Source organism: Pseudomonas sp. BJa5 (genome assembly GCF_030272875.2).
Taxonomy (GTDB): Bacteria; Pseudomonadota; Gammaproteobacteria; order Pseudomonadales; family Pseudomonadaceae; genus Aquipseudomonas.
This window is the reverse complement of record NZ_JALRNG020000035.1, coordinates 25,460-37,312: the sequence shown is the minus strand read 5'-3', so window position 1 is coordinate 37,312 and position 11,853 is coordinate 25,460. Positions and strand designations below refer to the sequence as shown.

The following is an 11,853-nucleotide window of genomic DNA, read 5'->3' as shown; positions in this document are numbered from 1 at the left end:
TCGGCTACTCTTTCCGGGGGATCCCCCCAAAAATCTGCTTTGATCCGGAGTTCGCCAAAATGTCTGCTGGGTGGCTACGCGCGTGTGCGCTGGTAATGATAGGACTGTTCAGCGCTACTGCGCTGGCCAAGGACAAGACGGCAATCGTCGTCGGTGGCGGTCTGGCCGGCCTGACAGCCGCTTATGAATTGCAGGGCAAAGGCTGGCAGGTCACCCTGCTCGAGGCCAAGTCGGGCATGGGCGGGCGCTCGGGCCTGGCCACCAGCGAGTGGATCGGCAACAGCAAGGCCCAGCCGGTGCTCAACCAGTACCTGGATACCTTCAAGATCAGCACCCAGCCGGCGCCGGAATACGTCCGCATCCCGGGCTACCTGATCGATGGCGAGTATTACAGCGCCGCCGACCTGGCCACCAAGCAGCCGACCACCGCCGAGGCGCTCAAGCGCTACGAGAAGACCCTCGACGACCTGGCGCGTTCGATCGAAGATCCGCTGAACCCGCACGCCAACAGCACCCTGTTTGCCCTCGACCAGATGAACGTGTCCACCTGGCTGGACAAGCTGCAGTTGCCGACCACCGCGCGCCAGCTGATCAATCAGCAGATCCGTACCCGCTACGACGAGCCTTCGCGCCTGTCGCTGCTCTATTTCGCCCAGCAGACCCGCGTCTACCGGGGCGTCAGCGACCGTGACCTGCGTGCCGCGCGCTTGCCAGGCGGCAGCCCGGTGCTGGCCCAGGCCTTCGTCAAGCAACTGAAAACCATCAAGACCAGCTCGCCGGTCAGCGCCATCACCCAGGACAAGGACGGCGTCACCGTCAAGGTCGGCAGCGTCGGCTACCAGGCCGACTACGTGGTCCTGGCCGTACCGCTGCGCGCCCTGGCGAAGATCCAGATGACCCCGGGCCTGGACAACCAGCACCTGGCGGCGCTCAAGGGCACCAACTACGGCTGGCGCGACCAGCTGATGCTGAAGTTCAAGAACCCGGTCTGGGAGCCGCGTGCGCGCATGTCCGGCGAAATCTTCAGCAACACTGGCTTGGGCATGCTGTGGATCGAGCCTGCACTCAAGGGCGGGGCCAACGTGGTAATCAACCTGTCGGGTGACAACGCTCGCCTGCTGCAGGCCTTCGGCGACAAGCAGATGGTCGATCAGGTGCTGATCCGCCTGCATGCGTTCTATCCACAGGCCCGTGGCGCATTCACCGGTTATGAAGTACGTCGCTACAGCACCGACGCCGGTACCGGCGGTGCCTACCTGGCCTATGGCCCGGGGCAGATCAGCAAGTACTGGCGCCTGTGGGAGCGTCCGGTGCAGCGTATCGCCTTTGCCGGCGAGCACACCGACGCCCTCTACCCAGGTACCCTGGAAGGTGCCCTGCGCAGCGGTCAGCGCGCGGCCAGCCAGGTCCAGGACCTGGCGGCGGGCAAGTCGTTCGATGTGGTCAAGGCGGCGCCGGTTGCCGCAGCGGCCGCAACTGCGGCGGTGGCGAGCAAGGGCAACTTCTTCAGCAACCTGTTCGGCGGCTCGTCCGACAAGCCTGCCAAGGCGGCGGAGCCGCTGAAGCAGGAAGAAAACAAGCCGGGCTTCTTCAAGCGCCTGTTCGGCAGTGACGATAAGCCGGCTGCACCTGCGACCAAGCCGGTCGAGTCCGCTGCTGCGCCAGCGCCCGTAGCTGCGCCAGCCCCAGCGCCCGCCGCGCCTGTAGCACCGGTGGCCAAGCAGGAGCCGGTCAAGGCCGCTCCGGTCAAGACGGCGCCTGCCAAGGCCGCCGCCAAGCCAGCACCGGCGAAAAAGCCGGTCGCCAAGGCTGAACAGGCCAAGAAAACGGCTGCCAAGTCTGCACCGGTCAAGAAGCCGGTCGCCAACGTACAAGCCAAGGCGCAGTGATGCGTTGACCCCATCGCGGGGCAAGCCCGCTCCCACGGGAGCGGGCTTGCCCCGCGATTGCTCTATACCTTCCCCCGCAGTTAATGTTTCCTTAATAACGCCGTTTCACACTAACAATCGTTTTTCTCGATATTTCAAAGCAAAATTTTCCGCTTTAATTCGATAGTTAAGTCGTTAGTCTTGAGCACAGTTCTTACAGGGAAACACGGCAATGCAACTGCGCAATTCAACTTCTCGCTATGGCCTGGTCAGTATCGTCATGCACTGGGGCGTGGCCCTGGCCGTCTTCGGACTGTTCGGGCTGGGCCTGTGGATGATGGGACTGGACTACTACAGCCCGTGGCGCAAGGAAGCACCTGAACTGCACAAGAGCATTGGCCTGGTGTTGCTGGCCGTGATGCTGGTGCGGGTGCTCTGGCGGTTCATCAGTCCGCCACCGCCAGCGTTGCCCAACCACGGCAAGCTGACCCGCATGGCCTCCAAGGCCGGCCATGGTGCCCTGTACCTCGGTCTGTTCGCGGTGATGATCGCCGGTTATCTGATCTCCACGGCAGATGGCGTGGGCATCCCGGTGTTCGGTCTTTTCGAAGTGCCGGCGCTGGTGAGCAACCTGCCCGATCAGGCGGATGTTGCCGGTGAAATCCATTTCTACCTGGCCTGGGGCCTGGTGATCTTTGCCGGTCTTCACGCCCTGGCAGCCCTGAAGCACCACTTTATCGACCGTGACGCGACCCTCAAGCGCATGCTGGGCCGCAATGCTTGATGTTCAACCTCAAACCCGAAGGGATATAGACGCATGTTGAAAAAGACTATTGCCGCTCTGGCGCTCGGTACTGCAATGCTCTCGGCTGGCCAGGCCATGGCGGCAGACTACAAGATCGACAAGGAAGGCCAGCATGCCTTCGTTGACTGGAAAATCAGCCACCTGGGCTACAGCTTCATCCACGGTACCTTCAAGGATTTCGATGGTTCCTTCAGCTGGGATGCGGCCAAGCCTGAAGCCAGCAAGATCGCTGTCGACCTGAAGACCGCCAGCCTGTGGTCCAACCACGCCGAGCGCGACAAGCACATCGCCAGCAAAGACTTCCTCGACGTGAAGAAGTACCCAATGGCCAAGTTCGTCTCCACCAGCGTCAAGTCGACCGGCGAGAAAACCGCAGACGTGACCGGCGACCTGACCATGCACGGCGTGACCAAGCCGGTCACCTTCAAGGCCGTCTTCAACGGTGAAGGCAAGGACCCGTGGGGCGGCGAGCGCGCTGGTTTCAACGCGACCACCACCCTGAACCTGAACGATTTCGGCATCAAGGGCCCGGGCGCTTCTTCGCAGACCCTGGACCTGGATATTTCGGTCGAAGGTATCAAGCAGAAGTAATCGCTGCTGCACCAACAAAAACGCCGCCCCTTGGGGCGGCGTTTTTGTTGGTGCATTGCGGATCAGCGATTGCGGGTCAGCAGTGCAGGTTTTTCGCCACGTGGGCGGCTTGGCAGTTGCTCAAGCTGTTCTGCAGTCGGGAAACGATCGATCTTCGATTCCTTGTGCATGATTCGCGGTTGTGGCTGACCTTCACGCGGGTTGCGTACGGCCGGCTCGCTGGAGCGCTCATCGCGGGACGAACGGCCGTTGCGGGCGCCGCCATCACGACGCTGCTGGCCACCACCACCGCTGCGCGAACCGCCACGTTTTTCGCCATTGGCCGAACCGCCGGCGTTGCTGCGCTGACCGTTGTTGCGGCCCTGGCCACCGCCACTGCGCTGGCCACCGGTACCGGAACCTGCTTGCGCAGGGGCACCTGGACGGCGATTGCGGCCCTGGTTGCCTTTGTTCTGGTACGGGCTGACGTAGTCGGCACGGTTGCCGAAGTTATCCACGTCGTCATCCAGGAACTCTTCCGGGTCACGATCTGCTGGAGCCTGCGGGATGCCGGACTGGGCCGACTGGGGCTGGCGTGGCTTCTTGTCGCGGGGCTTGCGCTCCTGGCGGCCACCGGCGGATTTCTCCGCGGTTTTTTCCTTGTCCTTGTCGCGACCTTTTTCCTTGCCCTGGTCCTTGCCCTTGTCCTTGCGCCCGCCGTTGTTGGCATTGCTGCCATCGGCACGCTGGCCACGGCCACCGCGCGGATTGTTCTGCGGACGTTCGCGGGTTTCAGGCTTCTCGGCTTCCACCTTGGAGGCATCGAAGCCCATCAGGTCGCCGTCCGGGATCTTCTGGCGGGTGACGCGCTCGATACTCTTGAGCAGCTTCTCTTCGTCCGGGGCAACCAGGGAGATGGCCTCGCCCGAGCGACCGGCGCGGCCGGTACGGCCGATACGGTGAACGTAGTCTTCTTCGACGTTGGGCAGTTCGAAGTTGACCACGTGCGGCAGCTGGTCGATGTCCAGGCCACGGGCGGCGATGTCGGTGGCGACGAGGATGCGCACGGAGCCGGACTTGAAGTCGGCCAGGGCCTTGGTGCGGGCATTCTGGCTCTTGTTGCCGTGGATCGCGGCAGCGGTCAGGCCGTGCTTTTCCAGGTACTCGGCCAGGCGGTTGGCACCGTGCTTGGTACGGGTGAACACCAGTACCTGTTCCCAGGCACCCATGGTGATCAGGTGGGCCAGCAGGGCGCGCTTGTGGCTGGCAGGCAGGCGATAGACGCGCTGCTCGATGCGTTCGACCGTGGTGTTGGGCGGCGTGACCTCGATGCGCTCGGGGTTGTGCAGCAACTTGTCGGCAAGGTCGGTGATGTCCTTGGAGAAGGTCGCCGAGAACAGCAGGTTCTGGCGCTTGGCCGGCAGGCGGGCGAGGACCTTCTTCACATCGTGGATGAAGCCCATGTCGAGCATGCGGTCGGCTTCGTCCAGTACCAGGGTCTCGACGTGGGACAGATCGACGCTGCCCTGGCCGGCCAGGTCGAGCAGGCGGCCAGGGCAGGCCACCAGTACATCGACGCCACGGGCCATGGCCTGGACCTGCGGGTTCATGCCGACACCGCCGAAGATGCAGGCGCTGACGAATTTCAGGTCGCGGGCATAGACCTTGAAGCTGTCATGCACCTGGGCAGCCAGTTCGCGCGTCGGGGTCAGCACCAGCACCCGCGGCTGGCGAGGGCCATGACGCTGGGATTTGTCCGGGTGACCACCGGGGAACAGGCGTTCGAGGATCGGCAAGGCGAAACCGCCGGTTTTACCAGTACCTGTCTGGGCGGCGACCATCAGGTCGCGACCTTGCAACACGGCGGGAATGGCCCGCTGTTGCACCGGAGTGGGCTGGGTATAGCCGGCTGCCTCGATGGCGCCGACTAGAGCCTCGGAGAGACCGAGGGAAGCAAAGGACATGAGCAATCCTGTTCTTAGTGGGGGCTAAGCCCGATGGGATGATCTTGCCTGGCGCGACGGGCATCGAGTGATGCTATCGCGTCCGGTCCAGCAGGGTCTTCAATGCACATCCGAGTGTGGCGGGCGGGCGCTTGGCCGCGCTGTCCTGCCGGTCGGGATGCCTTTTGCAAGGCCGAGCGTCCGGGCGTAAGCCTGGCGGGAAGGCCCGAGTATAACAGAGCAATCAGGGCGTGCTGTGTTCCTGCTGCTCAACGGCGGTCCGAAAGTGCTCGCCGCTGCCCATATAGCGGGCATTGAGGGCGGCATAGGCGGGTTCACGCTTGAAACGGCGCAGCTCCGCGGCAAAGCGTTGCGACAGCAGGTCCATGCCGACATTGCGGCGAACCGCCAGGTACTGGCTCTGGCGGCTGACCACCAACGGCAACTCGCTGATCTGCTGCTCCAGGCCCAGGCTCTTGATCATGTAGCGGCCGACGCGGCGATCGGTGATCAGCAGGTCGATGCGCCCGCGCTGCAGCTTGCCGAAGTTGGCTTCGTGCGTAGGGGCGGGCTCGCGGGTGAACAGTGGCGACTCGCTGAAGGCCGCGCCATAGGTGTAGCCGGGGGAGGTGCCGACCGTCAGGCCGCGCAGGTCTTCCAGGTTGTTTGCCGCATGGGGCCTGGCATTTGCGTAGAACAGCACGAACTCGACGACCGACAGCGGTTCGCTGGGATAGTAGAGCTGGCTGTCGCGCTGTTCGGTCTGGAAGATATCCAGGACACCATCTGCCAGGCCCTGTTCGACCATGGCCAGGCAACGCTTCCAGGGCAGGAACTGCCATTCGACCTCGACACCCAGGCGTTTGAAGACTTCGGCGGTGACCTCGTAGTCGATGCCCTTGGCCTGACCGTCTTCCAGGTACACGTAGGGGGCCCAGGGTTCGGTGACGATACGCAGCTTCTCGCCATGGGCCAGGGCGCTCAGGCAAGTGAGGAACAGCGCGGTGATCAGGCGGGTGAAGTCGGGCATGGCTGGAGATTACGTCGTGCGCACGGCTATGGCTAGTAGACGTGCGCATTGCTCTGGCCAGGTATTCAGCGTTGTGATCGCTTTAACAGCGAATCGCGTACCAGGCGGTGCTTGCGGCCCAGGCTCAGGCGCATGCCGGGTCGCTCGAACCATTGCTTGAGCTTGTCGTTGCACAACGGGCGCGAATGCCGGGCGTTGGCGTTGTCCAGTGCCTTGTCCCACCAGGCCGAGGCGCAGGCGCGGTCGAACTCGTTGGGGTAGTTGTAGCAGCCGTACATCAGCTCGCGCAGGAATTGGCGCTGCTCGGCAGGCAGGGTCAGGCTCAGTGCCTTGTAGCCCAGGCGCTGCAGGGCGGGTGGCTTGGGCAACTGGGCGTTGACCCGGACCACGTCTTCCAGTGCCTGGCCGCTCAACGGTGCGTGCTGGTGCTTGGCCAGCCAGGCCTGGACCTTGGCCCGGAACAGCTGCTTGCGGCTCCAGTAGTGGTGGATCAGGTCGGTGCACTGGTTGACGTGCATGCGCCGGTAGGCGGCCACGCCCAGGCAGAACTCCTCCAGGGTGTAGGCGCCCCTGGCATGAGGGTAGTACTCGTCCATCAGGGCAATGGACTGATCGAGCAGCGCCGCATCTTCCTGCATCAGGCCGATCACCCCGGAATTGAGCAGGGGCATCTGCCGGTCGGCCAGGCCGCGGGCTTCAAGCAGGGGGGCGAGGGACTGGAACAGCGGGCACTGCTTGTCGGCGCCAAATGTGGCGCCGATGGCATTGCATAGCAGCGTGCCCGGCGCGACCCGGCGGAACAGTTCCAGGGGGGACTGGTGGAAGAAGGTGTCGGTGTCGATGAGTACCGCCATCGGTGCCTTGGCCAGTACCTGGCGCAGGACCACATGCTTGCTGCGGAAATGGTAGCCGTGGGGCTGGTTCCAGGCTTCGCGGGTGGCGGCATCGAGCGGGTGGACGGTGACCGGAAGGTGCCGGTAGGGCTCGGGGTTATCGCTGTAGACCTGGATGTCCAGGGATTCGCCTGGCGTCTTGCGCAGCTGGGCAAGGGCGCTGACGATGCTGAACTGTGCTTCCTGGTGATAGGTGTCGGGCCCGAAGACCAGGTAAACGAGTTGCGGGCGGGCGGAGCTATGGCCTTGAGGCATGGAAGCAGGAAAATCCGTCAGTTCAAGAGTGCAGAAAGGCCTTAGCCTAAGCCAAGACCTTTACAACATTCTGCAGCAATTGTTACTAGCGGTGTAATAAAACGATCAGCGGGGCAACTTGAGGTTGTTCCAGATCGCCAGGCTCGGGTCAGCCTGGTTCAGGGTGTAGAAGTGCAACCCTGGCGCGCCGCCTTGCAGCAGCTGTTCGCACATGCGGGTGATGACCTCTTCGCCGAAGGCCTGGATGCTCTGGGTATCGTCGCCGTAGGCTTCCAACTGCTTGCGGATCCAGCGAGGGATCTCGGCGCCGCAGGCGTCGGAGAAGCGCGCCAGCTTGCTGTAGTTGGTGATCGGCATGATCCCCGGCACCACCGGCATGTCCACGCCCAGCTGCTGCACGCGCTCGACGAAGTAGAAGTAGCTGTCGGCGTTGAAGAAGTACTGGGTGATGGCGCTGTTGGCACCGGCATTGGCCTTGCGCACGAAGTTCTTCAGGTCATCTTCGAAATTGCGCGCCTGGGGGTGCATCTCCGGGTAGGCAGCGATTTCGATGTGGAAGTGATCACCGCTTTCCTGGCGGATGAACTCGACCAGTTCGTTGGCGTAGCGCAGCTCGCCGCTGGCCATGCCCATGCCCGACGGCAGGTCGCCGCGCAGGGCGACGATGCGCTGGATGCCGGCTGCCTTGTACTGGGTCAGCAGGGTGCGCAGGTCGTCCTTGCTGTCACCGACACACGACAGGTGCGGAGCGGCAGGGATCTTCACTTCACTCTCCAGCTGCAGCACGGTGTTCAGCGTGCGGTCGCGGGTCGAGCCACCGGCACCGTAGGTGCAGGAGAAGAAATCCGGGTTGTAGGTAGCCAGCTGGCGGGCAGTGGCAATCAGTTTTTCATGTCCAGCATCGGTCTTGGTCGGGAAGAACTCGAAGCTGTAACGGCGTTCCTGAGACATGGCGAAATCCTGGTAAACCGATCGAGCAGGCCAGCGGCAAGGCTGGCTTACAGAAAAAAGCCGGTGACGCTTTGCAGCGACACCGGCTTTGGCCCATCAGTAGCGGTAGGCGTGTGGCTTGAATGGCCCTTCGACGGTCACGCCGATGTACTCGGCCTGTTGAGGCGTCAGTTGGGTCACCACGCCGCCGAAGCCGCGGACCATTTCCAGGGCCACTTCTTCGTCGAGTTTCTTCGGCAGTACTTCAACGGTCAGGCGCTCGGCTTTCTGAGCGGCTGGCAGGTCGGCGTACTTCTGGCCGAACAGGAAGATCTGCGCCAGCACCTGGTTGGCGAACGAACCGTCCATGATGCGGCTTGGGTGGCCGGTGGCGTTGCCCAGGTTCACCAGGCGGCCTTCGGCCAGCAGGATCAGGTAGTCGTCGTTCTGTGGGTCGAACGCGCCGGCACCGGTACGGTGGATCTTGTGTACCTGTGGCTTCACTTCTTCCCATGCCCAGTTCTTGCGCATGAAAGCAGTGTCGATTTCGTTGTCGAAGTGGCCGATGTTGCAGACCACGGCGCGCTTCTTCAGGGCCTTGAGCATGTTGGCATCGCAGACGTTGACGTTACCGGTGGTGGTCACGATCAGGTCGATCTTGCCCAGCAGGGCCTTGTCGATGCTCGCTTCGGTACCGTTGTTGATACCGTCGATGAACGGCGAAACCAGCTCGAAGCCGTCCATGCAGGCCTGCATGGCGCAGATCGGGTCGACTTCGGAAACCTTGACGATCATGCCTTCCTGACGCAGCGACTGGGCCGAACCCTTGCCCACGTCACCGTAGCCGATTACCAGCGCCTGCTTGCCGGACAGCAGGTGGTCGGTACCGCGCTTGATGGCATCGTTCAGGCTGTGACGGCAGCCGTACTTGTTGTCGTTCTTGCTCTTGGTGACCGAGTCGTTGACGTTGATCGCCGGGATCTTCAGCTCGCCCTTGGCCAGCATGTCCAACAGGCGGTGAACGCCGGTGGTGGTTTCTTCGGTAACGCCGTGGACGCGGTCGAGGACGGCCGGGTACTTCTTGTGCAGCAGCTCGGTCAGGTCGCCGCCGTCGTCGAGGATCATGTTGGCGTCCCATGGCTGGCCATCCTTGAGGATGGTCTGCTCCAGGCACCACTCGTACTCTTCTTCAGTCTCGCCTTTCCAGGCGAAGACCGGGATGCCGGCAGCGGCGATGGAGGCGGCGGCCTGGTCCTGGGTCGAGAAAATGTTGCAGGACGACCAGCGTACTTCGGCACCCAGGGCAACCAGGGTTTCGATCAGCACGGCAGTCTGAATGGTCATGTGGATGCAGCCGAGGATCTTGGCACCCTTGAGCGGTTGCTCTTGCAGGTACTTGCGGCGCAGGCCCATCAGTGCAGGCATTTCCGATTCGGCGATGATGGTTTCGCGACGGCCCCAGGCGGCCAGGGAAATGTCGGCGACTTTGTAATCGGTAAAACCAGCAGGCGTGTTTGCAGCGCTCATGAAGAGCCTCCATTCGTAGTGTGCGAATGGGCGCCGTTGTGCGTTTAGTGTCGGCAGGCAGGCCTGGCCAGACAACGCCCCATCCGAGCCTGACAGGTTGAACCTGCTGCAGCGCCCCTCGGACAGGTGGCGGGAACGGTATCAAGTGCAGATGACCGTTTTTGAAGCGAGGGCGATTATAGCCGCGTGCGCGCCACTGCCCAAGGTTTTCTGTCGATTAATCGAGACCATAGTCGATGTTCAATGGAGGGGCGGGGCGGGCTCTGCCATCATTACTGGCATCGATTGGCAAGATGGTCAGGAGTAGACATGAATTTCCACACCCGCAAATGGGTCAAGCCCGAAGACCTCAACCCCAACGGCACCCTGTTCGGCGGCAGCCTGCTGCGCTGGATCGACGAGGAGGCGGCGATCTACGCGATCGTCCAGCTGGGCAACCAGCGTGTGGTCACCAAGTACATCTCGGAGATCAACTTCGTCAGCGCCTCGCGCCAGGGCGACATCATCGAGCTGGGCATCACCGCCACCGAGTTCGGCCGCACCTCCATCACCCTCAAGTGCGAAGTGCGCAACAAGATCACCCGCAAGAGCATCCTGACCGTCGACCGCATGGTCTTCGTCAACCTGGGTGAGGATGGCTTGCCGGCAGCGCACGGGCGCACCGAGATCAAGTACATCAAGGATCAGTTCGATACGCCGGTGGAGTAACAGCATCGCGGGGCAAGCCCGCTCCCACCGTGTTGTGGGAGCGGGCTTGCCCCGCGACAGGGCCCTCAAGGTTGTTCGGTTACTCCGCGAACCACCCGCCCGATCGTCAACCCCTGCAACAGGATCGACGACAGCACCACGATGTAGGTGATGCTCAGCAGCAGGTCGCGTTCGGTGCCGGTCGGCAGCGACAGCGCCAGTGCCACCGACACCCCGCCACGCAAGCCACCCCAGGTCAGGACCCGCACGGTCCCGCGCGGCACCGTGCGCCAGCGGCGCAGCAGGACGATGGCCGGGGCCACGGTCAGCAGCCGCGACAGCAGGATCGCCACGGCCAGCAGGCCGGCCGCCGCCAGGTGCATCCAGGAGAATGGCAGCAGCAACAGCTCAAGACCGATCAGGGCGAACAGCAGGGCGTTGAGCATGTCGTCGATCAGTTCCCAGAAGCCGTCCAGGTAGCGCCGGGTCATTTCGTTCATCGCCAGGTTACGGCCCATATTGCCGATGATCAGGCCCGCCACCACCATGGCGATCGGTGCCGACACATGCAGCTCGTAGGCCATGGCCGAACCGCCGATGACCAGGGCCAGGGTCAGCATGACCTCGACCTGGTACTGCTCGATGCTTTTGATCATGCGGTAGGTGATGTAGCCGATCAGGCCACCGAACAGCGCGCCGCCAATGGCTTCGCGGGCGAACAGGATCGCGGTTTCGCCCAGGCTCGGCGTCTCGCCCAGCTGGGCGATGCCCAGCAGCACGGTGAACACCACTACCGCCGTGCCGTCATTGAACAGCGACTCGCCGACGATGGTGGTTTTCAGTGGCTTGGAGGCATTGGCGGTGCGCAGGGCGCCGAGAACTGCAATCGGGTCGGTCGGCGAGATCAGGGCGCCGAACAGCAGGCAGTAGAGCAGGCTGACGTGCCAGCCGAACAGGGCGAAGATCCAGTGCGCGAGAAAACCGATCACCACGGTGGCGATCAGTACGCCGACGGTAGCCAGCAGGCCGATCGGCCAGCGGTAGCTGCGCAGGTCGGCGAGGTTGACGTGCAGGGCGCCGGCGAACAGCAGGAACGACAGCATCCAGTGCATCAGCAGGTCATTGAAGTCGATCTGGCCCATCAGGCCTTGCACGCGCTCTTCCAGTCCCGGATAGCCGATGACGCTCAGGCCTTGCAGCAACAGGGAGAACAGCAGTGCGGTGACCATGACGCCGATGGTGGGCGGCAGGCCGATGAAGCGGTAGTTCAGGTAAGTAAGGAGTGTCGTCAGACAGATAAACGCAGCAACAAGCTCAAGCATTCCAGGTCCTGTAGGGGGGGGGG

General features: G+C 63.0%; 10 protein-coding genes and 1 riboswitch. Of the genes, 4 read left to right on the top strand and 6 right to left on the bottom strand.

What is annotated here, in order from left to right:
* Window positions 1–59 precede the first annotated feature (59 nt).
* The 3 genes from M2D63_RS19315 (at window position 60) to M2D63_RS19305 (ending at window position 3,264) form a co-directional block, all read left to right on the top strand.
* On the top strand, window positions 60–1,889 hold the full coding sequence (locus M2D63_RS19315) for a flavin monoamine oxidase family protein (protein WP_285864596.1): 1,830 nt from the start codon (window positions 60–62) through the stop codon (window positions 1,887–1,889).
* 211 nt (window positions 1,890–2,100) lie between these two features.
* Window positions 2,101–2,652 (top strand): cytochrome b, encoded by a 552-nt coding sequence (locus M2D63_RS19310; RefSeq protein ID WP_285864595.1) that lies wholly within the window; start codon window positions 2,101–2,103, stop codon window positions 2,650–2,652.
* Window positions 2,653–2,685: 33 nt separating this feature from the next.
* Window positions 2,686–3,264 (top strand): YceI family protein, encoded by a 579-nt coding sequence (locus M2D63_RS19305; protein WP_285864594.1) that lies wholly within the window; start codon window positions 2,686–2,688, stop codon window positions 3,262–3,264.
* 62 nt (window positions 3,265–3,326) lie between these two features.
* On the opposite strand, the gene M2D63_RS19300 is transcribed toward M2D63_RS19305, so the two are convergent.
* The 5 genes from M2D63_RS19300 to ahcY all read right to left on the bottom strand — a co-directional run bounded on the left by M2D63_RS19300 (window position 3,327) and on the right by ahcY (window position 9,821).
* Window positions 3,327–5,207, bottom strand: a complete 1,881-nt coding sequence (locus tag M2D63_RS19300; RefSeq protein WP_285864593.1) for a DEAD/DEAH box helicase — start codon at window positions 5,205–5,207, stop codon at window positions 3,327–3,329.
* Window positions 5,208–5,430: 223 nt separating this feature from the next.
* Entirely contained in the window at window positions 5,431–6,216 is a 786-nt protein-coding gene (locus tag M2D63_RS19295) for an ABC transporter substrate-binding protein (RefSeq protein WP_285864592.1), read from the bottom strand.
* 65 nt (window positions 6,217–6,281) lie between these two features.
* Window positions 6,282–7,364, bottom strand: a complete 1,083-nt coding sequence (locus M2D63_RS19290) for a hypothetical protein (RefSeq protein ID WP_285864591.1) — start codon at window positions 7,362–7,364, stop codon at window positions 6,282–6,284.
* Between the two features lie 105 nt (window positions 7,365–7,469).
* On the bottom strand, window positions 7,470–8,315 hold the full coding sequence (gene metF / locus M2D63_RS19285) for a methylenetetrahydrofolate reductase [NAD(P)H] (RefSeq protein ID WP_285864590.1): 846 nt from the start codon (window positions 8,313–8,315) through the stop codon (window positions 7,470–7,472).
* A 96-nt stretch (window positions 8,316–8,411) separates the two neighbouring features.
* Window positions 8,412–9,821 carry an adenosylhomocysteinase gene (gene ahcY, locus M2D63_RS19280; protein WP_285864589.1) on the bottom strand — a complete coding sequence of 470 codons (1,410 nt, stop codon included), beginning with the start codon at window positions 9,819–9,821 and terminating at the stop codon, window positions 8,412–8,414.
* A gap of 21 nt (window positions 9,822–9,842) precedes the next feature.
* Window positions 9,843–9,947: riboswitch (S-adenosyl-L-homocysteine riboswitch) on the bottom strand.
* Window positions 9,948–10,130: 183 nt separating this feature from the next.
* Between ahcY and M2D63_RS19275 the strand changes: the two genes are divergently transcribed.
* A complete protein-coding gene (locus tag M2D63_RS19275; RefSeq protein WP_285864588.1) occupies window positions 10,131–10,529 on the top strand; it encodes an acyl-CoA thioesterase in 399 nt (132 codons plus the stop codon).
* A 65-nt stretch (window positions 10,530–10,594) separates the two neighbouring features.
* On the opposite strand, the gene M2D63_RS19270 is transcribed toward M2D63_RS19275, so the two are convergent.
* Window positions 10,595–11,830 carry a sodium:proton antiporter gene (locus tag M2D63_RS19270; RefSeq protein WP_285864587.1) on the bottom strand — a complete coding sequence of 412 codons (1,236 nt, stop codon included), beginning with the start codon at window positions 11,828–11,830 and terminating at the stop codon, window positions 10,595–10,597.
* Window positions 11,831–11,853: the final 23 nt, after the last annotated feature.